At 70.9% G+C, this 26528-nt stretch carries 26 protein-coding genes and 4 pseudogenes; 15 read left to right on the forward strand and 15 right to left on the reverse strand.

Annotation, left to right across the window (positions count from 1 at the left end):
* Window positions 1-87 precede the first annotated feature (87 nt).
* Both ACIGDI_RS26950 and ACIGDI_RS26955 read left to right on the forward strand, forming a co-directional pair.
* Complete coding sequence (locus ACIGDI_RS26950) at window positions 88-819, forward strand: response regulator transcription factor (protein WP_399901492.1); 732 nt, start codon at window positions 88-90, stop codon at window positions 817-819.
* Window positions 816-2255 carry a sensor histidine kinase gene (locus ACIGDI_RS26955; RefSeq protein WP_399901495.1) on the forward strand — a complete coding sequence of 480 codons (1440 nt, stop codon included), beginning with the start codon at window positions 816-818 and terminating at the stop codon, window positions 2253-2255. The genes ACIGDI_RS26950 and ACIGDI_RS26955 overlap by 4 nt, the downstream gene beginning before the upstream one ends.
* On the opposite strand, the gene ACIGDI_RS26960 is transcribed toward ACIGDI_RS26955, so the two are convergent.
* Window positions 2246-3178: a hypothetical protein gene (locus ACIGDI_RS26960; RefSeq protein ID WP_399901497.1), complete on the reverse strand. Its 933-nt coding sequence runs from the start codon at window positions 3176-3178 to the stop codon at window positions 2246-2248. The two genes, ACIGDI_RS26955 and ACIGDI_RS26960, sit on opposite strands and share 10 nt — an antisense overlap.
* Before the next feature lie 96 nt (window positions 3179-3274).
* On the opposite strand from ACIGDI_RS26960, the gene ACIGDI_RS26965 reads away from it, so the two are divergent.
* Complete coding sequence (locus ACIGDI_RS26965; RefSeq protein ID WP_399901500.1) at window positions 3275-3484, forward strand: hypothetical protein; 210 nt, start codon at window positions 3275-3277, stop codon at window positions 3482-3484.
* 304 nt (window positions 3485-3788) lie between these two features.
* On the opposite strand, the gene ACIGDI_RS26970 is transcribed toward ACIGDI_RS26965, so the two are convergent.
* On the reverse strand, window positions 3789-5141 hold the full coding sequence (locus ACIGDI_RS26970; RefSeq protein WP_399901503.1) for a sensor histidine kinase: 1353 nt from the start codon (window positions 5139-5141) through the stop codon (window positions 3789-3791).
* Between the two features lie 47 nt (window positions 5142-5188).
* On the reverse strand, window positions 5189-5878 hold the full coding sequence (locus ACIGDI_RS26975) for a response regulator transcription factor (protein ID WP_385238235.1): 690 nt from the start codon (window positions 5876-5878) through the stop codon (window positions 5189-5191).
* 153 nt (window positions 5879-6031) lie between these two features.
* Between ACIGDI_RS26975 and ACIGDI_RS26980 the strand changes: the two genes are divergently transcribed.
* The 6 genes from ACIGDI_RS26980 (at window position 6032) to ACIGDI_RS27005 (ending at window position 11741) form a co-directional block, all read left to right on the forward strand.
* Window positions 6032-6559 carry a hypothetical protein gene (locus tag ACIGDI_RS26980; protein ID WP_399901506.1) on the forward strand — a complete coding sequence of 176 codons (528 nt, stop codon included), beginning with the start codon at window positions 6032-6034 and terminating at the stop codon, window positions 6557-6559.
* Between the two features lie 220 nt (window positions 6560-6779).
* Window positions 6780-9038, forward strand: coding sequence for an MMPL family transporter (locus ACIGDI_RS26985; protein WP_399901509.1), 2259 nt, complete (start codon window positions 6780-6782; stop codon window positions 9036-9038).
* A complete protein-coding gene (locus tag ACIGDI_RS26990; protein ID WP_399901512.1) occupies window positions 9035-9748 on the forward strand; it encodes an LmeA family phospholipid-binding protein in 714 nt (237 codons plus the stop codon). The genes ACIGDI_RS26985 and ACIGDI_RS26990 overlap by 4 nt, the downstream gene beginning before the upstream one ends.
* A 95-nt stretch (window positions 9749-9843) precedes the next feature.
* Complete coding sequence (locus tag ACIGDI_RS26995) at window positions 9844-10692, forward strand: inositol monophosphatase family protein (RefSeq protein WP_399901515.1); 849 nt, start codon at window positions 9844-9846, stop codon at window positions 10690-10692.
* Entirely contained in the window at window positions 10689-10907 is a 219-nt protein-coding gene (locus ACIGDI_RS27000; protein ID WP_399901518.1) for a hypothetical protein, read from the forward strand. The genes ACIGDI_RS26995 and ACIGDI_RS27000 overlap by 4 nt, the downstream gene beginning before the upstream one ends.
* Window positions 10908-10994: 87 nt before the next feature.
* Window positions 10995-11741: an SOS response-associated peptidase gene (locus ACIGDI_RS27005; protein WP_399901521.1), complete on the forward strand. Its 747-nt coding sequence runs from the start codon at window positions 10995-10997 to the stop codon at window positions 11739-11741.
* A 48-nt stretch (window positions 11742-11789) separates the two neighbouring features.
* Here the strand turns inward: ACIGDI_RS27005 and ACIGDI_RS27010 are convergent, their stop codons facing one another.
* Window positions 11790-12134, reverse strand: a complete 345-nt coding sequence (locus ACIGDI_RS27010) for a cytoplasmic protein (RefSeq protein ID WP_399901523.1) — start codon at window positions 12132-12134, stop codon at window positions 11790-11792.
* 22 nt (window positions 12135-12156) lie between these two features.
* On the opposite strand from ACIGDI_RS27010, the gene ACIGDI_RS27015 reads away from it, so the two are divergent.
* Complete coding sequence (locus ACIGDI_RS27015; RefSeq protein WP_399901526.1) at window positions 12157-12777, forward strand: TetR/AcrR family transcriptional regulator; 621 nt, start codon at window positions 12157-12159, stop codon at window positions 12775-12777.
* 6 nt (window positions 12778-12783) lie between these two features.
* On the opposite strand, the gene ACIGDI_RS27020 is transcribed toward ACIGDI_RS27015, so the two are convergent.
* The 4 genes and pseudogenes from ACIGDI_RS27020 to ACIGDI_RS27035 all read right to left on the reverse strand — a co-directional run.
* A complete protein-coding gene (locus tag ACIGDI_RS27020) occupies window positions 12784-13395 on the reverse strand; it encodes a dihydrofolate reductase family protein (RefSeq protein WP_399901529.1) in 612 nt (203 codons plus the stop codon).
* Window positions 13396-13469: 74 nt separating this feature from the next.
* On the reverse strand, window positions 13470-14312 hold the full coding sequence (locus ACIGDI_RS27025; protein ID WP_399901532.1) for a helix-turn-helix domain-containing protein: 843 nt from the start codon (window positions 14310-14312) through the stop codon (window positions 13470-13472).
* A 99-nt stretch (window positions 14313-14411) separates the two neighbouring features.
* A pseudogene (locus tag ACIGDI_RS27030) lies at window positions 14412-15541 on the reverse strand (MFS transporter).
* Window positions 15542-15619: 78 nt separating this feature from the next.
* Window positions 15620-16180, reverse strand: a pseudogene (locus ACIGDI_RS27035) (aldehyde dehydrogenase family protein); the annotation flags it as partial.
* Between ACIGDI_RS27035 and ACIGDI_RS27040 the strand changes: the two are divergent.
* The 4 genes and pseudogenes from ACIGDI_RS27040 to ACIGDI_RS27055 form a co-directional block, all read left to right on the forward strand.
* Window positions 16181-16582, forward strand: a pseudogene (locus tag ACIGDI_RS27040) (LysR substrate-binding domain-containing protein); the annotation flags it as partial.
* 346 nt (window positions 16583-16928) lie between these two features.
* Window positions 16929-17621, forward strand: a complete 693-nt coding sequence (locus tag ACIGDI_RS27045; protein ID WP_399901534.1) for a hypothetical protein — start codon at window positions 16929-16931, stop codon at window positions 17619-17621.
* Between the two features lie 132 nt (window positions 17622-17753).
* Window positions 17754-18500 (forward strand): phosphotransferase family protein, encoded by a 747-nt coding sequence (locus ACIGDI_RS27050; RefSeq protein WP_399901537.1) that lies wholly within the window; start codon window positions 17754-17756, stop codon window positions 18498-18500.
* Between the two features lie 100 nt (window positions 18501-18600).
* Window positions 18601-18990 (forward strand): annotated as a pseudogene (locus ACIGDI_RS27055) (helix-turn-helix domain-containing protein); the annotation flags it as partial.
* A 315-nt stretch (window positions 18991-19305) separates the two neighbouring features.
* Here the strand turns inward: ACIGDI_RS27055 and ACIGDI_RS27060 are convergent.
* The 5 genes from ACIGDI_RS27060 to ACIGDI_RS27080 form a co-directional block, all read right to left on the reverse strand.
* The gene (locus tag ACIGDI_RS27060) at window positions 19306-19554 is read right to left on the reverse strand and encodes a hypothetical protein (protein ID WP_399901539.1); all 249 of its coding nucleotides are present in this window, start codon (window positions 19552-19554) and stop codon (window positions 19306-19308) included.
* 165 nt (window positions 19555-19719) lie between these two features.
* Window positions 19720-20625 (reverse strand): RNA polymerase sigma-70 factor, encoded by a 906-nt coding sequence (locus tag ACIGDI_RS27065; RefSeq protein WP_399901542.1) that lies wholly within the window; start codon window positions 20623-20625, stop codon window positions 19720-19722.
* Entirely contained in the window at window positions 20622-21815 is a 1194-nt protein-coding gene (locus ACIGDI_RS27070) for an NAD(P)/FAD-dependent oxidoreductase (protein WP_399901545.1), read from the reverse strand. Before ACIGDI_RS27070 ends, ACIGDI_RS27065 begins: the two co-directional genes overlap by 4 nt.
* 197 nt (window positions 21816-22012) lie before the next feature.
* Entirely contained in the window at window positions 22013-23260 is a 1248-nt protein-coding gene (gene manD / locus ACIGDI_RS27075; RefSeq protein ID WP_399901548.1) for a D-mannonate dehydratase ManD, read from the reverse strand.
* 67 nt (window positions 23261-23327) lie between these two features.
* Window positions 23328-24770, reverse strand: a complete 1443-nt coding sequence (locus ACIGDI_RS27080) for a gluconokinase, GntK/IdnK-type (protein ID WP_399901551.1) — start codon at window positions 24768-24770, stop codon at window positions 23328-23330.
* A 332-nt stretch (window positions 24771-25102) separates the two neighbouring features.
* Here ACIGDI_RS27080 and ACIGDI_RS27085 point away from each other — a divergent pair, with 332 nt between their 5' ends.
* Complete coding sequence (locus ACIGDI_RS27085) at window positions 25103-25300, forward strand: hypothetical protein (protein WP_399901554.1); 198 nt, start codon at window positions 25103-25105, stop codon at window positions 25298-25300.
* Between the two features lie 110 nt (window positions 25301-25410).
* On the opposite strand, the gene ACIGDI_RS27090 is transcribed toward ACIGDI_RS27085, so the two are convergent.
* Window positions 25411-25824 carry a VOC family protein gene (locus ACIGDI_RS27090; protein ID WP_399901556.1) on the reverse strand — a complete coding sequence of 138 codons (414 nt, stop codon included), beginning with the start codon at window positions 25822-25824 and terminating at the stop codon, window positions 25411-25413.
* Window positions 25821-26405: a dihydrofolate reductase family protein gene (locus ACIGDI_RS27095; protein ID WP_399901558.1), complete on the reverse strand. Its 585-nt coding sequence runs from the start codon at window positions 26403-26405 to the stop codon at window positions 25821-25823. The genes ACIGDI_RS27090 and ACIGDI_RS27095 overlap by 4 nt, the downstream gene beginning before the upstream one ends.
* Window positions 26406-26528 lie beyond the last annotated feature (123 nt).

Consider the following 26528-nt stretch of genomic DNA (forward strand, 5'->3'; position numbering starts at 1 on the left):
GCGCCGGACCGAACCGCTCTCGCCGGTGCCGGTCGGCTTTCCTTGAACCCTCCAACTCCGCTTGTACAGCTGTGCGAGCCTGGCACCATGCGCCTGCTCCTCATCGAAGACGACGAACGAATCGCCGCACCCCTCACCGAAGGACTCGGGCGCTACGGCTTCACAGTGGACCACGTCCGCACCGGCGCCGCCGGTCTCGCCGACACCACAGCCGCACCGGACCTGGTGCTACTGGATCTCGGTCTGCCGGACATGGACGGTCTGGACGTCTGCCGCAGCCTGCGCGCCCGGTCCGCCGTCCCCATCATCATGATCACCGCGCGGGGTGAGGAAGCCGACCGGATCGTCGGCCTCGAACTCGGCGCGGACGACTACCTCGCCAAGCCCTTCGGCGTACGGGAGCTGATCGCCCGTATCCGAGCGGTCACCCGCCGCGCCGCGGCTCCGGCTTACGCGCCCAACGGGCCCGCACAGGCGCCCGATGTCCGGCCGACGGCCTCCGACGCCCAGGCGTTGGGGCCGCTGGCCATCAGCCGCCGCACCCGCGAGGTCCGCCTCGACGGGCAGCAAGTGGCCCTGACACCGAGGGAGTTCGACCTGCTGGCCTACCTCGCCGAGGACCCCGGCACGGTCTACTCACGTCAGCAGATCATGGACACGGTGTGGGACCCGCACTTCTTCGGCCCCACCAAGACCCTGGACGCCCACGTCGCCGCACTGCGCCGCAAGCTCGGCGACCCCGGCTGGATCACCACCGCCCGCGGGGTCGGCTTCCGCCTCACCCTGCCGGACAACCACACCGCCGAGGCGGCCGGATGACACGCCGTCTGCTGCTCAGCTACCTCGTCCTGGCCCTGCTCGTCCTGGCCGTCCTCGAGATACCGCTCGGCATCATCTACGCCCGCGGCGAGACCTCCCGCGCCTCCCAGAGGGTCGAACGCGACGCTGCCATGCTCGCCGAAATCACCGAGGAGAACATAGAAAAAGGCCAGCTTGACATGCTGCCCGACGTGGCCGGCGACTACGCCGAGCGCACCGGCGGCCGCGTCATCGTCACCGACAAGCACGGCATCGTCCTGGCCGACTCCGACCCTCTCGGCACGACCGGCATCAGCATCACCGGTCAGCCGGACATCGCCCGCGCCCTGAACAATCGGCCGACGGTCACCACCACCACCGACGTCAACGGCACGGACGTCCTGTCGGCCACCATGCCCGGCGCCTCCGGCACCACCATCCGCGGCACTCTGCGCCTGACCTACCCCCTTGACCAGGTCACCACCCGCGTCCACCGCGTCTGGGGCGCCCTCGCACTGGCCGGAGTGTGCATCCTGGCCGCTGTCGCCCTGGTCGCCTTCAGCCTGGCCCGGTGGATCACCCGCCCCCTGCGCACCCTGGCGGCCGCCACCGCCCAGCTCGCCGACGGACATCTGGACGACCCGCCCGACGCCACCACCGGGCCACCCGAACTGCGCAGCCTGACCGCCTCGTTCACCCACACCGCCACCCGCCTGCAGCACCTCCTCAAAGCACAGCAGGCGTTCGCCTCCGAAGCCTCCCACCAGCTGAAGACCCCCCTGACCGCACTGCGGCTGCGGTTGGAGAACTTCGAGCCATACCTCGACCGGCGCGCCCACGCCGGCCTCGACGAGGCCGTCGGCGAGGTCGAACGCCTCGGCCGCATGGTCCAGGGTCTGCTGGCCCTCGCCCGGCTGGAGAACGCCGCCACCACGCCCGAACCCGCCGACCTCGACGCCGTCCTCGCCGACCGGGCCGCCATGTGGGAATCCCTCGCCGCGGAACAGTTCGTGACCGTCGACCTCACCGGTTCGCCCGTCGGCCACGTCTGGGCCATCCCCGGTGCGCTGGAGCAGATCGTCGACAACCTGCTCGCCAACGCCCTGCGTGTCTCCCCACCGAGCACGACCATCACCATCCACCGCACTCCCGGCGTCCAGCTCGACATCGTCGATCAGGGCCCCGGCATGAGCGAAGCCGACCGGCAGCGCGCCTTCGACCGGTTCTGGCGCTCCTCCGACGCCCACCACGACGGGACCGGACTGGGCCTGCCCATCGTCCGCCACCTCGTCGACGCCTCCGGCGGCACCATCACCCTCCACCCCGCCCCTGGCACCGGCCTCGACGCCCGCATCCAGCTACGGCCCGCTCCCGCACCTCAACGCCCCCGGACGCCGGCCACCGACTTCCACCCGCCCCGTGCCGGCCGCCGAACTCAGCGGGCTCATCAGAGGTAGTCCCAGGCCCGGCCGGCCGTCACCTCGCGTGCGATGCGATGCCACCGGTCCTCACCGCCGGGCAGAGGCCAGGCCCACGTCGGCTGCTGTGCGGTGTTCAGGTCGTGCAGCAGGCGGACGAGCTGTGGGCCGGCGGTCGCGGCGCCGTCCGGGACGGCGGGGCCGTGGGCGGCTCGGAGAGCGGCGAAGCGCGCCAGCTCGCGCTCGTAGAGGCGCACGGCCTCATCGGTACGCGCGCTCAGGTCATCGCGCGGCACCGTGCGGTGCAACTGCAGCAGCGGAGGCTCGACGGATTCGGCGATCGCCGCGGCGAGGCGTGCGTGACCGTCCAGGATCAGATGGCAATCCAGGCCACTGACCCACCACAACAGGACGGGCGGGAGCGTTCCTTCACGAGCTTGCTTGCGATAGGCCTTGACCCGGCTGTCGTCGACGTCGGGCATCGGCCGTAGCGGAAGGATCTCCCAGGAACAGGAATGGAGGAACCAGTCGATGTATCCGTCCGGATGGCCGTGGACGAGCATCGAGCTCCAGTACTCGGCATGCGAGGTCTCGGCGTGGCGCCAGTGAAGGAGCGGACTCTCGCACGAGAGCAGCCACCGGCCCTCGTGCAACGGGCTGTTTGGCGAGTAGATGAGGTGCTGCGCGAAGCGGTGCGCCCACCGTTGCGGGCTGCCCGCCAGGGCACGCGCCACATCGGCCCGCAGCGGGGGTACGAAGGAGCGGTACTCGTCGGTGCGCCAGAAGTCCACACCCTGCAGCTGCTCGTCGACGACGGCGAGCAGCACAGGCCGCGACGGACGACTGAGCAGCAGCCGCTGCCCGGCGCTGAACACGCGGAGCCCCGGCTGCTGGCGGTCCTGTACATCAAGTGACAGACCTACCCACGTACCGTCGTCCCGCGTGACGTCCCTGCGCTGCATGCCGAGAGCGTAGACGGCAGCTGCGGCGGACCGCGAAGTCCCTCGTGGTGTGCGACTCCGCCAAGGACGTGGGCGACGGCGCCGTAGGCTCCCGACATGAAGTCCGTCATCACAGCCATCGACGACGTGCCGAGCGACACCGACCGTAAGTGCAGCATGCACACCCTGCCGAGCCCGAACTGCAGTGGGCCGGTCGTGGCCGTTGTGACGTTCGATGACGCCGGCGGCAAGGACAACCATTGGTACGTCTGCCAGTGGTGGCTCACCAACAACCCGGACGCGGTCGCCTTCCGTTCGCGGTCGTAGCGGGGCTGTCGGTCAGGGTGGGGGCCGAGCCGAGGTCCGGCCGCTGTTCCGCCTGCCGTTGGAAAGTCCGGCCGTACCTGCCCTCGGCGATCCCCTGGACGACCCGGTCGACGGCGGCCCGCCGGGCGGCCTCGTCGGTCAGGGACAGGGCCCGGTCGAGGTCGTGGCGCAGACGGCGCGGCGCGTCCTGTTCCAGGCCAGACACGCTGCGGCGCCGCAGCGGTTTGCCCCGCCCACGTCTCATGTGCTCCTCCTCCGCACCGGGCCGTGCGCACGAGCATGGGCGCGCGTTCCTCATCGGGTGTCAGGGGAGTGTTCGGGGCGTGTAAGGGGCCGTGGGATGCGACGGCAGCCGGACGGTGAAGCGGGCGCCGCCCTCTGGTGCCCGCCCGGAGGCGGTGATGGTGCCGCCGAGGCGGGTGGTCAGGCGGTGGGCGATGGCCAGGCCCAGGCCGCTGCCGACGGGCCGTACCCCGCGGTAGCGGTCGGTGAGGGCGCCACGTTCGAAGGCGACCGCGATGTCGTCGTCGGTGAGGCCGGGGCCGCCGTCGCGTACCTCCAGCAGGGCGCCGGGACCGTCCGCGCGCACGGCCAGGACGAGGGGTCTTCCGGCCGGGGTGATGCGCAGAGCGTTCTCGGCGAGACCGTCCACGAGCTGCCGTACCCGGAAACCGTCGGTGATCACAGGCAGCGGACGCGCCGGGCGCTCGACGCGGAAGTCCACGTCGAGTCGGGAGCAGCGCGCCGACCAGGCCTGCGCGGCCTCGGCCACCAGTGCGTCGAGGTCCACCTCGTCGGTGTCGAGGCGGAAGTCGTCGGCTTCCAGGCGGGCCAGGGCCAGCAGGTCGCCGACGAAGCGTTCGAGGCGTTCGATCTCGCCGCGCAGGATGCGGCCGGCCTCGGGTACCTCGTCGCCGGTGACGACCTCGTCGGCGAGGGCCTCGGCGTAGCCGCGTGCCGTGGTCAGCGGGGTGCGGATCTCGTGCGACACGGAGAGCAGGAACTCCCGCTGCCGGTCCTCGCTGTGGGTCAGTGCCGCGTCCAGCGTGTTGAGCGCACCGGCCAGCTCCGCCACCTCCGCGGGTCCTTCGGCGGGCACGGTCAGGCCCCGTTCGCCCTCGGAGAGGCGGTGCGCGGTCCGCGCGGCGGAGACGAGCGGGCGGGCCAGGCGGCGGGCCAGCAGCGCACCCGCCAGGGCCGCGCCGGTCAGGCCGAGGACGAGCGGCAGGACGAGGCTGCCGCGCATACGGCCGGTGGCCTGATCGACGGCGCTCATCGGCTGGGTGAGGACCAGTCCGCCGCCGGTGGGCGTCGGTGCTCCTTCCACCAGGACCTCGCGGCCGTCGAGCCGGCCGGTGGTGGACAAGGTCTTCCCCGACAGGAGCGTCCGGCGGTCCTTGTCGTCCACCGTGCCCGCCGCGGGCCCGTCCACCGTGCCGGAGCGGCGGACGAGGGCGAGCTGGATGTCGTCGGCGCCGGCGATGCGTTCCTGCCGATCGAGCATCCAGGACGCCAGCGGCGGGGTGCGGGCGAGGACCTCGGCCTGGCGGGAGAGCTGCTCGCGTTCCTGGTTCTCGGCGTTGGTGCGGATGACCCGCCAGGCGAACAGCCCGGTCAGTACGACGGCCACGGCGGCCACGGCGGTGGTGAGCAGCACGATGCTCCCGGTCAGGGAACCGCGGCGGCTCGGTCGGCGCGGGGCGTTCATCGGCCGTCGGCGTCCGTGACGGCGTAGCCGACACCGCGGACGGTGCGCAGGGGGCTGGCGTCGCCGAGTTTGGCGCGCAGTTGGGAGACGTAGACGTCCATCACGCGCGTGTCCCGGTAGCCGGCGTACCCCCAGACCTGCGCGAGCAGCTGCTCGCGGGTGAAGACCTGGCCGGGGTGCTGCATCAGGAAGGCGAGCAGGTTGAACTCGGTGGTCGTCAGCTCCACCGGCCGGTCGTCGACGTGCAGGGTGCGGCGGCCGGTGTCCAGAGCGAGGCGGCCGACCCGGCGCACTGGGTGATGCTGCGGTCCGGCAGCGCGGCGCAACAGGCTCTTGACGCGGGCCACGAGCTCCTGCGGCGAGAAGGGCTTGGTGAGGTAGTCGTCGCCGCCGAGCTCCAGGCCGAGGATGCGGTCGGTCACGTCGTCCCGGGCCGTCACGAACAGCACGGGCGTCCAGTCGCCCTCCTCGCGCAGCCGCCGGCAGACCTCCATGCCGTCCATGCCGGGCAGTGCGATGTCCAGGACGACGGCGACCGGGCGCATGCGGCGTACGGCGGCCAGCGCGGCGTCGCCGGTGCTCTCGACGTGCACGCCGAAGCCCTCCCGGCTCAGGTAGCGCCGCTGCAGGTCGGCGATGTTGCGCTCGTCCTCGACGACCAGGACGAGCCCCTTGCTCTCCGGCATGTGCCTCTCTTTCCCCGGTCCGGCCCTCGATGCTAACCACCTCGTCCGGGCCTGAGCGTCCGCGCGACCAGCCCTTACACGCCCCGAACATTCGCCGAACCTTCCGCTCGTACGCCCCCGCCACGCTGAGACCGTCGATCAAGGGAGAACCTCATGCACAGCATGTCCGCCGCCGCGTCCCGCCGCGTCGCCTTGGCCGTCGCCACCACCAGTGTCGTGGCTGTCCTGGCCTGGACGGCGTCGACGGCGCGACCGGACAGCACGACATCGGCCGGCGTCGGCACCACCGCGGTCGCGCTCGCCGACGCCGAAACGACCGGCTTCACCGGTGGCACGTTCCGTACTGCGCCGGGCACGCTGCCGGCGGACCTGCGCGCCGACCTGCGCGCGCTGCCCACCATGCAACCGGAGCAGCGGCAGAAGGCGGCGGCGAAGATCTGGCAGGCCGCTCTGGCCGGCGGCTACGGCACCCGGGTGGAACTCCGCGCCGAGGCCGCGCAGCGCCGCTTCCAAGCGCTGCCCACCCAACTACGCCACGACATCGAGGAGTTGAAGGTCCTCAGCCCAGAGGCTCGAGCCGAGAAACGGACGGCCATCCGCGACAAGGCACTCGCGGGCGGATACGGCGAGCAGGTGCGGCACCTCGCCGAGCGCCGCGCCGCAGCCCGGCAGCAAGACTGAGCGCGGGCGGTACGGCCATGTCGGCGCCGCACGCCGCGCCCGTGACGGTGCCGACCCGGCCACCGGGCGGCAGCCGACCACCGGCATGGTGTACCCCACCGACGACCCGCGCCACGGGGCAGGGCCGCCGGTGCCGCTCGCCCCCGTACCCGCACGCGGCCACGCCCCGACACCATCACCGACCCGCCCCGCACGACGTGGGCTGAGAAGAAACGACGGCATGACCAACGCACCTGTCACCCCCCAGAAACCCGCCCGTCCCGAAGCGCCCGAACGCGTCGACCGGCTGCACCGGCTCGGCCGCTGGTGCGCCCGCCGACCGTGGTGGGTGATCTGCGTCTGGCTGCTGGTCCTGCTCACCGCACTGGCCGCAGACCGGGCCTGGGGCGGCAGCTACGACGACGATTTCGCCCTCCCGGGCACCTCCGTGCAGACCGGATCCGACCTGCTGGACGCGCACGGCTCCGCCGGCGTGCGTGGCACCGCCGCGCAGATCGTGCTGCACACCGGCACCGGCTCCCTTGCCGCCCATCGGGGCGCCGTCGACACCGCGGTCAACGAACTGAAAAAGCTGCCCCAAGTGATTACGGTGGCCGACGCCTTGAACACACCCGGCGCGGTCTCCGCCGACGGCGCCACCGGCATCGTCACGGTCCGCTTCACCGAGAACCCCGCCCGCTTCGCGGTCTCCTACCTGGACGGCGTCGACGACGCCGTGCACGGCCTGCGCGCCGACCGCGTCGAGGTCGAATACGGCGGCCCGCTGGGCCAGTTGGCCCGCCCGAAGGCCGCCGACCGGCTGTCGGAGCTGATCGGCCTCGTCACCGCCGTCGTCGTGCTGCTGGCCGGGTTCGGCAGCGTGGCCGCCGCCGGCCTGCCGCTGCTGACGGCGGTCGCCGGGCTGCTGACCGGGATCTCGCTGCTCGGGCTGCTGGCCGCGGCGTTCACCTTCGGCAACGCCGCACCCACGCTGGCCACCATGATGGGCCTGGGCGTCGGCATCGACTACGCCCTGTTCCTGATCACCCGGCACCGCCGGCTGCTGCGCGACGTCGACGATCCCGCGGAGGCCGCCGGACGGGCCGTCGCCACCAGCGGCCGTGCCGTCATCGTCGCGGCGGCCACCGTCGCCGTCGCCCTCGGCGGCCTGTACGTCTCCGGCGTGACCTTCATCGGCACCCTCGGTGTCGCCGCCGGCCTGACCGTCCTGGTAGCCGCTATCGCCGCACTCACCCTGGCGCCCGCCTTCCTCGGTGTCGCCGGCCGCCGCATCGACCGCTGGCGGGTACGCACCCCCGTCGACGAGCCGACCGGCACCGCCGACACCTGGCACCGCTGGGCTGCCACCGTGGGCCGCCGCCCGTGGCTCTTCCTCGCCGTCGGCGCGCTCGCGCTGGCCGTCCTGGCGATCCCCGCCGCCTCCATGCGGCTGGGACACGTCGACAACGGCGCCGACCCGACCGACTACACCGACCGCCGCGCCTACGACCTGATCGCCGCCGGCTTCGGGCCGGGCACGAACGGCCAGTTCACCATCGTCACCGACGTCCGCGACGCGCACACCGACAGCGCCACGCTGTCCCGGACACTCCACGACGCCCTGGCCGCGGCCCCCGGCGTGGCCCGCGTGACCACGCCCGTCGCGGCCGGCAACGAGCCGACGCTGCTCATCGCCATGGTCACCCCCGACACCGGCCCGCAGGAGCAGGGCACCTCCGACCTGCTACACCGCCTCGAGGACGACACCCTCCCCGACGCCCTCGCCGGAACGGGCGCCCGCGGCTACGTCACCGGCGTCACCGCCGCCCAACTCACCTTCCGTGACGTGGTCCTGGACCGTCTGCCGGTCATCGTCGCGGTCGTCGTCGCCGCGGCCTTCCTGCTCCTGCTCACCGTCTTCCGCAGCCTCCTGGTCGCCCTCAAGGCCGCCCTGCTCAACCTGCTGTCCATCGGAGCCGCCTACGGCGTCGTCGTCGCGGTCTTCCAATGGGGCTGGGGTAGCTCGCTGTTCGGCGTGGACGAGCCGGTCCCCGTGGAGTCGTACGTGCCGATGATGATGTTCGCGATCGTCTTCGGCCTGTCCATGGACTACGAGGTCTTCCTGCTCTCCCGCATCCGCGAGTCCTGGCTGCACACGAAGGACAACCACCTCAGCGTCGCCGCAGGCCTGGCGGGCACCGCCCGCGTCATCACCTGCGCCGCGCTCATCATGACCAGCGTCTTCCTGGCCTTCCTGCTCTCCACCAACGTGGTGATCAAGATGCTGGCACTCGGCCTGGGCGTGAGCGTCATCCTCGACGCCACCGTGGTCCGGCTCGTCCTGGTGCCCTCCACCATGTACCTGCTCGGGCGGGCGAACTGGTGGCTGCCGGGCTGGCTGGACCGCCTCCTGCCGCACCTGGACCCCGAGGGCCCGGCGCCCGCAGGGACCTCTGACGGCCAGACCCTCCCGGCCCTCACCGCGGAGGAGACCGGATGATCCGCGCCGCGTTCCGGCGACACCGCGCGATGTCCATCACCGCCCTCGCGCTGACCGTCGTCCTGCTCGCCGCCACCGCGGCCGAACTCGCCGCCCGCGCGTTGCTGCAGGACCGCCTGGCCACGGCGGCCGGCCGGGCCCTCGGCAGGAACAGCACGGTGGACATCGACGGCGGCCCCGCCCTGCTCGCCCTGCTCGACCGGCACCTGGACGCGGTGACCATCGGCAACGATCACGCCACCCTCGGCCGTATCCCCGACGTGTCCGTTCGCGCCCGCCTTCAGGACGTACGCCTGACGGGGGAGCGCGCGGGCACCGTCGCCGCCATCCATGCAGCCGTCGAGGTCCCCGCGACGTCCCTGGAGGACCTGACCGGCACGAAGGGAAGCCGCCTCCCCGTCACGGACGTACACCTCGATGAGAAGGCCGACACCATCACCCTGGGCCTCGGCCAGGCCGGCCTCGGTCAGGCGACCCTGCAACCGCGCCTCCAGGACGGGCATGTGACCCTGCACCTCGAGAACGCCGAGATCCTCGGCAGACCCGCACCGCTCCGGCTCGTCGACCGCATCCAGAACACGCTCACGACCCGCACGGCCGCCGACTACCCGTTGGGCCTGAAAGCCACCAGCCTCGACGTCACGCCCACGGGCCTGTCCATCGGCCTGGACGCGGGCCGCACACGACTGCCGGCGAGGACGAAGACATAACAGGGACCTCCGCGGCGCGGCTGAAGTGGCCGCACAGATTGGGAGTTGACGTGGTCAGCCGCACCCGGAGGTTGGAGCCGTGAAAGGCTCGACGGATGGACTACGCGTTCGACGCCCCGCCCGTCGACCTGGAACTTCTGGACTTCGCCGTGCGCCTGGCCGGTCGTGCGGGGCAGATGTCTGCGCAAGGCTTCTTTCGCGATGACTGGCACAGCCGTCTCAAGGAGGACGGCACCGAGGTCACCGAGATCGACGTGGCGGTCGAAGAGCTGATCAGGAACGAGTTGAGCCGGCAGGCGCCGGACGACGGAATCTTCGGAGAGGAGGGCGGTTCGACCAGCGGGTCGTCAGGACGACGATGGATCATCGACCCGATCAACGGCACGACGTACTTCACCCACCGAGTGCCGTTGTTCTCGAACGACCTTGCCTACGAGGACGAGTACGGCCCCGCCATCGGCGTGATCAACATGCCGCTGAGTCGGCAAATGGTCGCGGCAGCACGTGGGTTGGGCTGCTGGGTGCTGCCGGGCTCGGCCCCGGATCTGCGATCGGGCCGCCGCGCCCAGCTCACGGAACGAAGCAGTCTGGGTGGGGCAAGGACCATGATGCACAACCCGGCCGGCTGGCCCGGGGAACTCCTTGGTGCTCTCCACCGTCGGGTACTCCTGCTGCCCTCGACCGGCATGATCTTGGCCCTGGTGACGGGCCGAGTCGATGCCGGCGTCATCGCCGGTCCTCCGATGGGCTACGAAGACGTCGCTCCGATGCCGGTCATCGTCACGGAGGCAGGCGGCCGGGTGACCGACCTGCACGGAGCGCCCGTCCTGGATGGCGACATGTCGGTGCTCGTCACCAACGGTCGACTGCACGAGGAGTTCCTGCGGTTGGTGCACGGCTTGCCGCACAGCCGTGACCACCGAGCCCTCGACGTCGGTGAGTGACGCGACCGACAGGACCGGTCCGGGACGGGCCAGCGGCGTCGCTGGGCGGGGCAGGAGCCGCGCCGGACGACTCGGGGCCGCTGTTCGCGGCGCTGGACCGAGACCCGCACGGCTCCCTGGACGAGGTACACGACGAGAACAACATGCCGCTCGACGGTGAGCCGCAGCGAGTCCGCGACGACCTCGACGCCGACCGGGCACGCGCCTCGGCCTGACGGCAGCCAAAACCCGTCGCGCAACCCCGCTGAGCGACAGCGCGTCAGCGTGGTTGCGCGGCACGTGGTCGGTGCGAGAGTGGCGGTATGTGTGGTCGATACGTATCCGCTCGCAGTCCGCAGGAGCTGGCCCCGCTGTTCCACGTGCCCGACGTGCCGGTCAAGGAGGCGCTCGCGCCGAGCTGGAACGTCGCGCCGACCGACGACGTGTGGGCCGTCCTCGAACGTTCACCTCGTGACCGGGGTTCCTCCGACGCGGCGGTGGAGCGGCAGTTGCGGCCGTTGCGGTGGGGGTTGGTGCCGTCGTGGGCGAAGGATGTCAAGATCGGCGCCCGGATGATCAACGCGCGGGTGGAGACCGTGCACGAGAAGCCCGCGTTCCGTCGCGCGTTCGCCAGGCGCCGCTGTCTGCTGCCCGCCGACGGCTTTTACGAGTGGCAGCAGGCCAAGGACCCCGACACCGGCAAGGCGCGCAAGCAGCCTTACTTCATCCATCCCGAGGACGACCAGGTGATGGCACTGGCCGGGCTGTACGAATACTGGCGTGATCCGGAGGTCCAGCAGGACGACGACCCGGGCGCCTGGCTGATGACCTGCACCATCATCACCACAGAAGCCACCGACGCGGCCGGCCGCGTCCACCCCCGCATGCCACTGGCCCTCACCCCCGAGCACTACGACGCCTGGCTCGACCCCGACCACCAGAACCCCGACCGGCTGCGGGAGCTGCTCGATCAGCCTGCCGGCGGCCACCTCGACGCCCGACCCGTCTCCATCGCCGTCAACACCGTCCGCAACAACGGCCCGCAGTTGCTGGACGAACCCGCTTCATGAGGTCGTGAGTGCGGGCGGGCGATTGCAGCACTGTCAGGGACGGCCGCTTCAGGAAGCAGACGGTCCCAGCGTCGCATCCGTGCGCGGAGCGCCGGGCCGGGGTTCCTTGAGCTCGATGAACAGGGAATGGGTAGCCGTCTGACCGACATTGCGGCCTTGATGCTCCTGCGCGTCCAGCCAGCGCACCTGCCCGGACTCCAGCGTGACCGGGACCTCTCGGCCTCCGGCCGCGATCACCCGCTGGAACGAGGACAAGGTCACCATGACGCTGTCCGGATGGGCATGCAGATGCGTCGCATCACCCGGTACGTCGCGGTACTCCAGCACCCGCACGCGTTCGTTCTCCCACACGACCCGATACAGCTGCGGATCAGTGACCACAGGATCGTTCATGGGACTACGGTACCATGACGGCATGGAAGTACCATATGAGTCGACGGGACGCATCCGGCAGAAGCAGCGCACCCGCGACGCCCTCGTGGGGGCCGCCCGCTCCCTGCTGGAGAGCGGAAGCACCCCGACCGTCGAACAGGCGGCCGACGCCGCCGGTATTTCCCGCACCACGGCCTACCGCTACTTTCCCAACCAGAGGGAGCTGCTCCTGGCCGCGATACCGGCCATCGACCGGCCCAGCCTCCTCGAACAGGACGCACCCGACGACGTCCATGCCCGCCTCGACCTGGTGATGGCCGAGCAGACGGAGATCCTGCGCAAGTGGGAGCCGCAGCTGCGAGCGGCGTTGCGGCTGTCCCTGGATCAGGAACCACAGACGCCGCGCGACGGCCGCCCGGTCCTGCGGCAAGGCAGAGCCATCGCATGGATCGAGGACGCCCTGGCGCCGCTGGCCGAGTCACACCCGCACATCGACCGCAGGCGACTTGCCGTGGCCATCCGCGCGGGCTCCGGAATCGAAGCCTGGGTCTGGATGGTCGACATCGCCTCGGTGTCACGGACCGAGGCCGCGGCCCTCATGCGAGAGTCGGCACAAGCGTTGCTGGCCGCTGCCCTGACACAGCCGGGCGACCGCAGTCGCTGAAGAGCTCTAGCGACGCACCTTGAACTTCAGATGCAGGACCCGCTCGCCCTGGATGACCACGTGCGGATCCTCCAGCAGATGCTGCCCGTCGATGCCGCCGAAGTAGCGCCGACCCGACCCGAAGACCACCGGGACCACGTCCATCGCCACCTCGTCCACGAGACCGGCCGCCAGGATCTGGGCGCCGGCGTCACCGGCGTTCACCGCGACGGTCCGGTCCCCGGCGAGTTCCTGGGCCTTGGCGATGGCGGCCGCCGCGCCTTCGACGAAGTGGTAGGAGGCCTCCGGGTGCCACCCTTCCGGCTTGGGCCGGTGGGACACCACGACCACGTGGTCGCCGGCGGGTGGCTTGCCCTCCCAGCCGTTCACCTGGTCGAACAGGTTGCGGCCCATCACGATCGTGCCGATCGACTCCCACATCGACCGGACGTAGTCCGCCGACGCGCGCGAGACCTTGATGCCGCTTCCGGTTCCGGAATGGTCGTACTGCTCGTCCGCGCCTGCGACGATCGGGACGTCTCCGCTGAAGTACCACTCGTGGAGGGGCCCGACGTCGCCCTTCTCGTCGGCGATGAAGCCGTCCACCGAAACCACGCTGTGCATGATCACCGTACCCATGGGCCCTCCTCGCCATCGCCTCGCGGGTTCGCCGTCATCCTTTCGCGGCCGGAGGGATCCGGGCATGTAAGAAATCAATCGGCGGGCATCGGGCCGTCGTCGTGCGGTCCTCCCCGCTCGGTCGGGAATCGACGCCGCAGGGCCAGGTATTCCGTGGGGGTGTGGCCGGTGAAGTCCTTGAACTCCCTGCTGAAGTGAGCGTGGTCGAAGTAGCCCGCCGTCTGGGCGAGTTCGGACCAGTCGACCGGGCGCAGGGCGTCCACCGACAGGATCAGCCGCGCGAAGCGGTAGATCCGCGCCATCCGTTTGGGGGTGACCCCGACATGGGTCCTGAACATATTGGCCAGGTGATTGCCGCTCACCCCGGCGGCACCGGCCAGCGCGGCCACGGGGATCGTGCCGTGCGCGCTCTCCAGGCGTCGGCCCGTGTGCCGGACCAGATCGAGACCGCGTGCCGGGGCGTCGGCGAGACGTGAGCGCAGCTCCTCTTCCAGCACCCGCAGTGTCTCGGCGGCCGACGCGGCGTCGCCGACCCGGTCGCGGATCCGGTCCGCGGAGCGCTGCCAGACGGCATCGGCCGGCGCCCAGCGGTCACGCAGCTCGTCCGCCGGCACACCGACGAACGGGGACATCCCCCAGGGCTTGAAGTGCACGCCGACCAGCCGCACCCGCGGGGGGTACTCGAAGAGGAACCGCCTGGTCCACACACCCATGAACCAGGCATCGGTGAACACCGCCAGCGGCACCGAACTGTCGGAGTCCCACAGCCGGACGGGGCCGCCCAGGTGCAGGAAGAAGTGTGCCGACGGCATCGGCGGGACGTTCATCAGCCGGTGCCGCGGCACCCCCGTCAGACAGTAGATGTCGTCGATGAACTGGTCGAGCGGCGGAGCCGGCACCCGGCCGACGTATTCCATGGACCCAGTGTGGCCGCCGGGGCGTCGAGGTCGCGAGGGCGGTGTCGAGTACAGGGCGGCACGGCCTTCTTCGGGACCGTGCCGCCCTTCCGCGATGGGTCAGAGAGCGGGTGCGGCGGCCCCCTCGGTGACGGTGGCCTCCGCGTGTGCGGCGGCCCTGCCCGGCAGGGTGAGTACGGCCAGGAAGCCGGCGACCGCCACGGCTGCGAAGAAGTAGAAGCCCCAGGGGTGACCGATGCCGGCCGCCACGAGAGCGCCGGTGATCGACGGGCCGACGATGGAGCCGATGCGGCCGATGCCGGAGGCCGAGCCGAGGGCGGTGCCACGGACCGAGGCCGGATAGAAGTTCGTCACGTAGGCGTAGACCAGCACCTGGGCCGAGAAGACGAACACGCCGGTGAGGAAGACGACGGTGTCGAGCAGCAGGTCGCTGTGCATCCTGATGCTCAGGCAGGCCAGCATGGCCACCGATATCGCGAACCAGCCGAGCGTGGTGAGATTGATGCCGCGCCGGTCGGCGACGAAACCGCCCAGCACCAGGCCGGCGACACCGCCGACGTTGAGGATGAGCAGCTGGGTGACGGCCGTGGGGACGGGGTAGCCGGCATCGTTCATGAGCTTGGGCAGCCAGGTGTTGAGGCCGTAGACCAGGAGCAGGCCCATGAACGAGGCGACCCAGATGCCGATTCCTGCACGGAGGTAGGCCGGCTTGAGGAGTTCGGTGAAGGGAACCCGCTGGGCGGCGGGCGCCTTCTTGGCGTCATGGTCAGGGTGCTGGCACGCGCCCGGCGTGCGGCGGGCATGTGCTCGGCCATCATCGTCAGCGACGCCGGCATGCAGGCGCCGAGACCGATGCCCGCGATGAGCCTGAGTGCGGCGAACATCCCGACGGAGGTGGCCAGGGGCACCAGGAGGGTGAAGACGGAGAACTCCACCACCGAGCCGATGAGCAGCAGGCGCCGTCCGAACCGGTCGGCGAGCGGGCCGACGAGGACGGCGCCGATGGCGACGCCGACGAGCGAGAGCGTGGCGACCGTGGTGGCGTCCGCGGCCGTCATGCCCAGGTGGTGGGTCTTGAGCAGGGTGGGGATGATCGCGCCGAGGACGACGAGGTCGTACCCCTCGAGCAGGACGGTGATCCAGCACAGGACCACGGTCCAGACGTTGCGGTCGGACGTGCCTGTCGGCGAGGCGGCGCCGGTGGTGTTGGGCGAGGTGATGGGTGCCATGGCTGCGTTCCCTCTGAAGCGGCTACGGGGACGGTGCAGGGACGGGGGACGTAGGGGGACGGGGGTGAGGAGCGGGGATCAGAACGGGTAGTCGGCGATGTCCGGGCGGAGGGTGACCCACTGGGTCTCGGTGAAGGCCTCGACGTTGGCGGCGGCTCCGCCGAACCGGGACCCGGTACCGGAGGCCTTGACCCCGCCGAAGGGGGCGTTGGGCTCGTCGCTGACGGTCTGCTCGTTGATGTGGACCTTGCCGGAGTCGATCCGGTCGGCGAGCTTCATCGCCGTACCGACGTCGCCGAGGATCCCGACGGACAGCCCGTACTCGCAGTCGTCGACGATCCGCGTGGCCTCCTCCAGGGTGGAGAAGCCGATGACGGGTGCGACGGGGCCGAAGATCTCCTCGCGCCAGGCCGGCATGTCGGTGGTGAGGCCGGTCAGGACGGTGGCCGGGTATCCGGCGCCGTCGATCTCGCCGCCCGCGGCCGGCGTCGCGCCCGCCGCGACGCTGGCGGTGACGATGCCGTGCACCCGCTCCAGCTGACGCCGGTCGATGATCGGGCCGAGCGCCACGTCCTCGCGGGCGGGGTCGCCGACGGGCAGCGCCCGGGCCTTGGCGGCCAGCGCCGCGGTGTACTCGTCCCCCGCATCCGCGGCGCGTCCGTCACACTGGCGGATCTCGCGACCGAGCAGCATGCGACGGTGTACGGCCCCCACGGCCACGTCGTGCCCCGCTCGCTCCTCGCCACCCACGGCCTGCTGGAGCGCGTCGCCGTGGACGCCACGCGCTTCACGATGCTGCCCTACCTGCTGGAACACACCGACCTCATCGCGATCGTCCCCGAGTACGTCGGCGAGGTGTTCACCGCCTCCCACCGGCTTCGCCTGGTGAGGCTCCCGTTCGACACGGAGCCGATCGAGGTGGCGCTCTATGCCCGCCACGAGGCCTCACGCAGTCCGTCCCAGCGGTGGCTGGTGCAGTTCATGGCGGAGGTGCTGGGGGAGCTGGTCAGTCCGGCACAACTGCCGCCCAGCGCGGGCTGATTCGTCCAGTCGGCCGCTCATTTCGCGGGTGCAGGGCGTCGGGGCTTGCCCGCTGGGTGGCCGACGGACTGCTCGACGCCGGCCCGGCGGAGCGGATCGAAGCCGCGGTCTTTGGGACGACGGGACCCGGTGCGGGGCCGACCGGCCCTCGCGCGGGCCCTACGCCGCCCGGTATGCAGGAATGAGGCGAGGGGCGCCACGACGAGGGCCCGCCGCACGGGGCTCCGGCCGTCGGTACGGGCAAGGCGCGCGGCCAACAGCATCGACGACCGCCGCGCCACCTGCCCCGGTACCCGGCGAAGGGCTCGCTCCCCATCGACGCTCCCCATCGACCAGGGAGGACATGATGACCGAGCAGCAGTCATGCCGCAGGCGACCGCAAGCGCGTCTGCTCCCCTTCACAGTGGCCTCCGCCGCGCTGGCTCTCTACGCGCTGCGGTTGCGCCCGCGCCTGCTGACGTGGGGCGCGACTCCGGACGAGACCGACTCCGCGTACCCCGGCGACGAACTCTTCCCCGACGCCGACGGCACCTCGACCATGGCCACCACCCTTCCAGCGCCACCCGAGAAGGTCTGGCCCTGGCTGGTGCAGATGGGAGGAGACCGCGCCGGGTGGTACAGCTGGGACCTCCTGGACCACTTCGGAGAACCCAGCGCGGATCGCATCGCGCCCGAGTGGCAGACCCTCGAGGAAGGGCAGCGACTGCCGGCGACGCGGGACGGCCAGGCGTGGTTCACGGTGGCTCGCGTGGAGCCGAAGCGGACGCTGGTGCTGCGTTCGGATCTGCGCCTGCCCTCCGGTCACTCCTTCGACCCGGACTGGGACGCTCGTCCACCGGCGCGCATGGACGGGGTCTGGGGCTTCCATCTGCGGCCGACCGCCGACGGGACGACCCGCCTGGTGGTCCGCACTCGCGGACAGGGCCGCCCGCGAGCCCTCACCCGGCCGTTCGACCTGCTGCTGGGCGAACCCGCCCACTTCATCATGCAGACCCGGCAGTTCCACAACCTGCGCACCCGGCTCACCGCGGCAGCGTGACAGGGGGCCGAGCCGCCGGAACTTCTCCGAGTCCGCGGGCCTCTGGAAGGCTCGCTCCCACGCGGCCAGTCGCGTATCAGCACGTCAGAAACCCGGCGACGCCGGCGATCACCCCCGGGATACTGGTCGCCCATGGATGAGGTCGAAGTCGTCGTCGCCCATTCCGAGCGTGCGACCCTGCGCGTCGGCGATGTGTTCGTGAAGGTGGACGCCGATCAGGCGCGCATCGCAGCCGAGGTCGAGGCGATGTCCCTCGCGCCGGTGCCGACCCCTGAGGTCCTGTGGCACAAGCCGCCCGCGCTCGCGATCGCCGCACTCCCAGGGACGACACTTGGACGACTCGGCGGGCCGTCGACCGGGTCGCCGACGGCATGGGCCGCGGCCGGCGCCGCCATCCGGAAGCTGCACGACGCGCCGCTGCCGCCCAGGGTTGGCAAGGCCGGCCGGAGCAGCGTCGAGCTGACGGCGGAACTGGACGCCGAGTGCGAGTTGCTCGTGGCGAACGGCGTCCTGCCCGCCGAGCTGGTCACCCGCAACCGCCAGGTCGCCGAGGCCGCGTTCCGGCCGTGGACCCCGGCGTTCACTCACGGCGACCTGCAGATCGCGCACGTCTTCGTCGTCGGCGACGAGGTCACCGGCATCATCGACTGGTCCGAGGCGGGCCGGGGTGACGCCCTGTACGACCTCGCCACCTTCACCCTCGGACACGAGGAACACCTCGACGACGTCATCGCCGGCTACGGCAGGGACGTCGACCTCGACGTGATCCACGCGTGGTGGTCGTTGCGAAGCCTGCTGATAGTTCGCTGGCTGACCGAGCACGGCTTCGACCCGTTCGCACCGGGCTGCGAGGTCGACGTGCTGAGAAACCGCATGTGAGGCCGCGAGGGTCCGGCGCTGGGCGCGAAGGCGTTCTGGCGCATCGAGATGGTGTGACCATGCTTGCCGCGGACCGGCGGGACTGCCTGGACATGGCGGCATGGGGCGTCCAGAGCGTCCGCTGGATCCCGAGGCCGGTCCGGTGCAGCGGTTCGCCGGCGACTTGCGGCAGCTGCGGCGGGATGCCGGGGGTATCACCTATCGGGCGATGGCCGAGCGTGTCGACTTCTCCGCCGCCACGCTGTCCGAGTCGGCTGCCGGCGAACGCCTGCCGTCGCCGGCCGTCGTCCTCGCCTACGTTCAGGCCTGCGGCGCGGACCCCGCCGAGTGGGACTGGCCCGATTCGAACCGGGCGATAGCGGCCGCTTTTTGAGTTGGCTCCAACTGGTCTCCGATCTGACGGAGTTGACCCTTGGCCGACAGTTCGTTGCGGTCGTCGGGCACCTCGGGCAGCGGCGAGTCGTCCCTGCTGCGGGCGGGACTGGTTCCCGGCGCTGCGCGGCGGGGCCCGGCGGGGGCCCTATGTAATTTGTCAAGGTGGCGGTTAGCTCGCTGTTGATGTCAGACGGGGAGGGGGATGTGGTGGGGCCGTCAGGTGGAGGGCCGAACGCGCGGGCCGTCGAGGAGTGGCGGGACGTCTATGACCTGCTGGATGGCGTTCGGCGGCGCCATGAAGACGGTAACGGGGGGCGCCCTGCGGTCGTACGCATCCTCACTCCCGGCGGGCATCCGGTCCGCATCCCACGCCCGACCGCTCATTCCCGCCGACAGCACGGGCGGGGAATCCCCCTCCTGGCAGGACGGTTCAGGTGAGCACGCCCACCAGCACCGCGGCCGTGACCGTCAGCAACGCCACCGGCAGCATCAGCGTCCGCAGTCGTCCCCACTTGGACACCGGGGCCGGGCGTGCAGCGGCCGGTTCGGCGCGGCGGCTGCCGGCTCGGGAGGGCTGCGCATCGGGCCGCCGGCCGCGGCTGTCGACTGCGTACAGCCAGTACGTCCTGCTCAGCCGGGCGACGACCACCCCGTCTTCGTTCTCTTGGAGCGCGCTCACGCCTGGATCAACGACTCATGCGTCCCGAGGCCACGCGCGCGCTCTCAACACCCCGTAGACCGTAGACTTACCAGTCCCTGGGTTGCCCGTCACCCATACCAAGCTCACGCCGCCAGCGTAGACATGACCACCTCGCAATGCTGCCGGCCGGGCTTTACCGGACAGTCAGAAGTACCGCGTGCCGGCGGCGACCGCATGGAGCTTGTCGGGGTTGGCAACGTTGTGAATGGTCGAGATGCGGCCTTCCGGATCGACGTCGAGGGTCAGCGTGGCGATGACACGGTCCGGGCCTCGGAAGATCACGCCCGCGCTGCCGTTGATCCAGGTGAGCTCTGCCCGCATCTGCTCGGGCTCGATGCCCTGGTAGGTCGCGGTGCCGAGCGCGGCGAACCAACGGGCCACGATCTTCGAGCCGACGACCGGCTCGAGGGCTTGGCGGACCTTGCCGCCGCCATCGGTCCACAGCGTCACGTCCGGGGAGAGCAGCTCCATGAGGGTGTTGATGTCGCCGCCCGTCGCCGCCGCGAAGAAGCGCTCGGTGACGTCGCGTCGGCGGGCTCGGTCCGTGGCGAAGCGGGGCCGGCGGGCCTGGACGTGCTCTCGGGCGCGGTGCGCAGCCTGCCGGACCGCCGCCTCCGAGCGCTCCACCGCCTCGGCGATCTCGGCATGGCTGAAGGCGAAGACCTCCTTCAGTACGAAGACCGCGCGCTCCAGGGGACTCAGCGTCTCCAGCACGACCAGCAGGGCCATGGAGACCGAGTCCGCCGTGGCAACGTCGTCCGCGGTGTCCGGGCCGGTGAGGATCGGCTCGGGGAGCCATGGCCCGACGTAGGTCTCACGCTGGTGGCGAGTCGAACGCAGCCTTTCCATCGCCAGGTTGGAGACGATCCGGGTCAGGTAGGACTTGGGGTCGGCGACGTGGGAACGGTCAGCCGCCGACCACTTGAGCCAGGCGTCCTGGACCGCGTCCTCGGCGTCGGCGGCAGTGCCGAGGATGCGATAGGCGACGGAGAAGATCAGGCTCCGGTACTGCTGGAAGGCAAGCTGGTCGCGGCCGGTCTGCTGGGTCACTTGACGCTCCGGATCCGTGTGTAGCGGCCGCCGTGCGGCCAGAACGCGCCCGAGACGGGCATCCTCTTCATGCGGGCGAACGTCGGCCACGGTGCAGCGGTGACCGTCTCCTTGTACTTCGCTGCTCGCTTGCCGGTCAGCACGATCCGGCGCGGGCTGTCGTCGGGACGGGTGAACTGTACGACGGCGTCGTTCCGGCCCAGGCTGACGGGTGTGTGGTAGTAGCCGAAACGGAAGGGCCTGGGCTCCTTGCCGGCCAGCACCCGCAGGATCGACAAGGCCGCGTGTACGCCGGTGGGCATACCGCCCTGACAGGTCCCGTGCATCACGCCGTAGCCCTGCCGGATCGCCGCCGCATCGCCGACGGCGTAGATGTCCGGGTGCGAGACCGAGCGCAGTGCGCTGTCGGTGACCACACGGCCGCGCTCGTCGGTGTTCAGGCCCGCGGCGACGGCCAACGGTGAGACACGGGTGCCGCTGGTCCACAGCACCGCGCCCGCCGGGACGCTGGAACCGTCCGCGAGCTCGACGCCGTCCGGCAGCACCTTGACGACGTCGACGCCGCTGCGTACCCGTACACCGAGCCGGGCGAGCGCCGCGTCCAGGTAGGTCTTGGCCTTCGGATGCATGCTTGCGCCCGGCTCCTGCCGGCCCAGCAGTATCACCTGGAGCTCCGGGTGCCGCTCGGCGATCTCGGCGGCGGCCTCGATGCCGGTGAGACCGCTACCGCAGACCACGACGGTCTCACCGTCGAGCCGGGCCAGCCGGTCGGCGAGGATGACGGCATCTTCCGGGCTGTTGAGGGTGTAGGCGTGGTCGTCCACGCCCGGGACGGCGACGGTGTCCGCGATGCTGCCCAGGCCGTAGACCAGGGTGTCGTAGCGCAGTGTCCGGTCGTCGTCGATCCGGACGGTCTTCGCCTCGGCGTCCACGGCGGTGATCCAGCCACGGACGAAGCAGGCGCCGGTACCGTCCAGCAGTTCTGGGAGCCTGAGCTGGGCCGTGTCCTGACCGGTGGCGGTCATGTGCAGTCGGAGCCGCTCGGTGAAGGTGTCGTACGGGTTGATCAGCGTCACTCGCAGGTTCCCGCGCTTCCTGGTGCGGGCCGCGAGCTGGATCGTGGCGGAGAGTCCGGCGTAGCCGGCGCCCAGGACCAGGACCTCGTGCCGCTGTACTGCTTTCGCGTTCATCGCTCTGGCGCCTCTTTCGTGTCGGTCGTTCCCGCTGTGCGAACGACCACCAGACGCAAGCTGCCTTTCCGTTCGTGACACGGGGACGATGTGGCCCGCGTCACATAAGAAGGATGCGTTTGCAGCGTGAGGCCCGCCCACCCTGTGCGGGGGAGTGAGCCTCGTACCGGCCTCGGGAGAGGTGGCTGCTCTTGCCTCTACCAGTCGTGGACCGTGCCGTCCCGGAGCCTGTTCACCGGCAGGTAGGCCGGCTGATAGGGGAACCGGGCCGCCACCTCGGTGTCGAGGTCGACGCCGAGACCGGGGGTGTCGGAGGGATGCAGCAGCCCGTCCTCGAACCAGTACGAGGTGCGGAAGACCTCCAGGGTCCGCTCGGAGTGCTTCATGTACTCCTGGATGCCGAAGTTGTGTACGGCTAGGTCGAGATGGAGCGCGGCCGCCATCCCCACGGGCGAGATGTCGGTGGGACCGTGCATTCCGGACTTGATGCCGTAGACGCCCGCGAGGTCGAGCAGTTTCTTCATCCCGGTGACGCCGCCGGCGTGGGTGACCGCGGAGCGTACGTAGTCGATCAGCCGCTCGTGAAGCAACGTGGTGTAGTCGTACACCGAGTTGAACACCTCGCCGATGGCCAGCGGTGTCGTCGTGTGCTGCCGGATGAGGCGCAGCGCCGCCTGGTCCTCGCCCGGTGTGGCGTCCTCCAGCCAGAACAGGTCGTACGGCTCCAGCGCCTTGCCCAGGCGAGCGGCCTCGATAGGCGTCATCCGGTGGTGCCCGTCGTGGAGCAGGGGCAGTTCGGGGCCGAACTCGGCGCGTACGGCCTCGAAGACGGTGGGGAGGTGCCGTAGGTAGGCGCGTGTGTCCCAGGTCTCCACCGCGGGGAGCGGTCGGTCGCTCCCCGCGGTGGCGCGGCGTGCGGGTTCGTAGTCGTAGCGCTCGCCGCCGCCCGCGCTGGAGGTGGCCACGCCGTACACCGAGTCGAGGCCGGGTATGCCGGTCTGGATGCGGATGGCGCGGAAGCCCGCCTCCAGGTGTGCGCGGACGGAGTCGAGGAGTTCGGGCACGTCACGGCCGGACGCGTGGCCGTAGGCGAGCGCGCCGGTGCGGGACGCGCCGCCGAGGAGTTGGTAGAGGGGCATGCCGGCGGCTTTGGCCTTGATGTCCCACAGCGCTGTGTCGACGGCCGAGATGGCCGCCATGGTGACGGGACCGCGCCGCCAGTACGCGCCGCGGTACAGGTACTGCCAGGTGTCCTCGATGCGGGAGGCGTCGCCGTCCGTGATCAGCGGCAGGACGTGGTCCTCCAGATAGGACCTGACGGCCAGTTCGCGGCCGTTGAGCGTGGCGTCGCCGAGGCCGACGAGGCCGTCCTCGGTGGTGACGCGCAGGGTGACGAAGTTGCGTCCGGGGCTGGTGACGATCACCTCGGCGGACTTGATGCGCATGTCGGTTCCCCCTCTGTTCGGTCGGTTCGTCGGCGGTCCGGCGACGGCCCAGCGGGGCTGGGGATCGTCAGTGGGCGCGGATGCGCCGGGCCAGTTCGGTCTGGACCTCGGCGACGATCCGCTCGGGCGGCAGAGTCGCGTCGACCGTCATGCCGGCCTCGTCGTCCTCGAGCGGTTCGAGGTCGTCGAATTGCGTGGACACCAGGGAGGCCGGCATGAAGTGGGCCTCCCTGCCCGCCACTCGGGACCTGGCTTCGTCCTGGTCGAGCGCGAGGTGGACGAAGAAAACGTCGGGGCGGGCGACACGCAGCAGTTCGCGGTAGATGCGTCTGAGGGCGGAGCAGGTGATCACCAGTCCCTCCTCCGGGGCGGCGGCCCGCATCCGGTCGGCGATGGCGGCCAGCCATGGGCTGCGGCTGCGGTCGTCGAGGGGGATGCCGTTGGACAGCGACTCACGGTTGCACGTGGGATGGAACCGGTCGCCCTCCTCGAACGGCACGCGGAGCGAGTCCGCCAGGTAGCCGCCGACGGTGGTCTTGCCGCACCCGCTGACCCCCATGACGACGATGGGGACGTGCCCTGCGTCGATGACGGCGGCCATGGCCGTACGGAAGCCCGAACGGTAGGCGACGGGCAGGCCGTCCACGTCGAACTGGCGCAGCCCGGCGCGCAGTCGGGCAAGGACGACGGGGTCGTGCAGCCGACCGCGCCGGATCTCGGCCATGATGGCCTCCGCGAAGGCCTCCGCGGCCGTCGCCAACCCCTGATCGACGGCGTAGGCCAGCCCTATGTGCAGCCACATGGCGATCGGCTGCGGCCGTACCGGATAGTCCTGGACGGTGTCGGCACCGACGGCGGCCGGTACGGGGGCGAGCCTTGGCTCCTCGTCCCCGTAGGACCACCGGTCGATGCGGTGGTTGAGGGCCATCACGACCGGGTGCGCCAGGCGCAGGAAGAGCTCATTGCGCGAGCCGGCGAGGAGGCTGCGGTGGAAGGCCGCGTCGATGTCCCGGAAACGCTGGCGGACCGCGGCGCCCTCCCGCCGACGCGCGAAGTCAGGGTCCTCGCTGAGCGCGAGCAGCGTGCGGGCGTGGCTGGTCAGGTCGTGGCAGATCTCCGCGGATCGGCTGACGGCAGCCAGCCTGGCGGCGCGGGGCTCGATCACCTCGCGCAGCTCGGTGAGCGACCGCATCTGGCTGGCGGGTGCCACCTCCAGTCGCCAGGAGATGACGTCGGCGTCCAGCAGGTCCCAGCGTTCCAATGGCTGTACGGTGGCGCCGATCCGGGGCTGCAGATTGACAAGGCCCTTTTGGTGCAGGGCCTGCAGCGCCTCGCGGGCCATGGGTCGGGTGACCCCGAACTCGTGCATGACGGCGTCCACCGTCAGGTGCTGGTCGCGGGGCTTGCCGCCCTCCACGATCTGACATCCCAGCTGGCCGACCAACTTCGCCGTAGAACCTCGCAACGCGTCCTCGGACCCTGCGGGCAGGTCCGGTTCGGGACCAGTCATGGCATTGATGCTAGGTCACAGGGCCTCTCTGGTCAGCGGTCCGGTAAGCGGTGGAAGGAGTGCGGGGGGCTTCAGGGGCGCACGGCGGAGCGCATCCGCGGCAACGACTGCTTCTGAGCGACCAGTTGGCGCCGTGATGGCACATCAGAAGGCTTTTCTGATGTTGCTCATATGGGTACCGTGGTCATCATTCGAGTTGCTTCGGTGGTGCCGGAGCACTGGCTGGTGCGCGCGTCCAGAGGTTCCGATGTGACGGACCGGGCCGGTGCAGGCGCGCGGCAGCCGGCACATGGCTGCCCCATCCCGTCCTGACGCAGTCGCAGGAGAGCCGTATGCCCGAACCGACCTCGCCCACGCCACCGCCGGAGCGGTTGTCATTGCGCTGGGCCCTGATCCTGCTGGCCTCGGTCGTGGCGGGACTGCTGGCGGGCCTGCTGACCTACGCCGAGTCGGGCAACTGGCCGGGCTCGCTGCTGGCGGCCCTCGGCGCGAGCGGAGCGGCACTTACGGCACTGCCCTTGCTGCTGTGACACCGCGCGCGACGAAGCGGCGCCGACGCGGTCGACCCGGGGCCGATGCCGGGGTCGACACCGCGGTCGTGCCGAGTGAAGCTTCGTTGCTCCGCAGGCCATGCCGGCGCTCAGGCGAAGTCTGCTGCGGTGATGCCGTCGGGATGTCCGGGCGGCCACTCCACCAACTCGATCCGGTAGCCGTCCGGGTCCGTGAGCCACGAGGTCTTCGGCCCGTGAGGACCGCCCGGATACTGCACAGGCTCGGGCCTCAGGCCGGCTTCGGTCAGCGTCTCGAGAGCGGTGGCGAGGCTGTCGACCTGGATCGCGAGGTGGTCGAAACCGCTGCCCACGTCGACCGGTCCGTCGTCGGGACGGTGGACCAGTTCGAGCGAGGCCGCGGGTTCGTCGGGGAACTTGAGGATCACAAGACGCGCCCCGTCGCCGCCGTCGACCCGCCCCAGTTCGGCGTAGCCCAAGGCGGTGTAGAAACCGAGCGAGCGGTCGAGGTCGGTGACGCGGTAGGAGACGAAGAGCGTCTTCACGCGGCCTCCTCGGGCCGGCGCACCCGGTAGCGCAGGTGCGTGACGTCCCGATCCTCGAGCCGTCGGACGAGGTCGAGTTCGATGTGGTCACTGCCCAGGTGCTCGAACAGCCGTCGGCCGGCCCCGAGGAGCACAGGAACCAGGTGGATCTCCATCTCGTCCAGCTGCCCGGCGCGCAGAAGCGCTTGGGCCGCCCCCGCCCCATGAACCATGACCGGCCGGTCACCTGCCGCTGCGCGAGCCTGGCGGGCACAGTCCTCGACGTCGGTGACGAAACACGCGTGGCCGGGCGGCACGTCCCTGTCATCCACATGGTGGGTCAGCACGAAGATCGGCACGCCGTCGTGGTGATCGCCCTGCCAGCGCCCGGCCAGTTCGAATGTCCGACGGCCGGAGATCAGCGCGCCGGACGCCAGCGCCTCGCGGTAGACCTGGCCGCTCGGACCGTCGGAGTGCCGGTCGTCGAGCCAGTTGAAGAGCCGTCCTCCGTCGCGTCCGAGCTCCTGCCCCGGCCGATCGTCCGGGCCGGCGATGTAGCCGTCGAGCGACATCGACATATACAGCCGAATCGGGTCGTTCATCCTGGCCTCCATTGCTTCCACGACGACTGGATCCGGCTGTTCCCGATCCGCCGACGCGGCGAGCTCGTCACAAGAAAGACCTCAGGCGGCCGGCAAACTCATCGGCCCGACGCGCCGACCGGC

This window comes from Streptomyces sp. NPDC085900, from assembly GCF_044540925.1.
GTDB classification, from domain to species: Bacteria; Actinomycetota; Actinomycetes; order Streptomycetales; family Streptomycetaceae; genus Streptomyces; species Streptomyces gilvifuscus.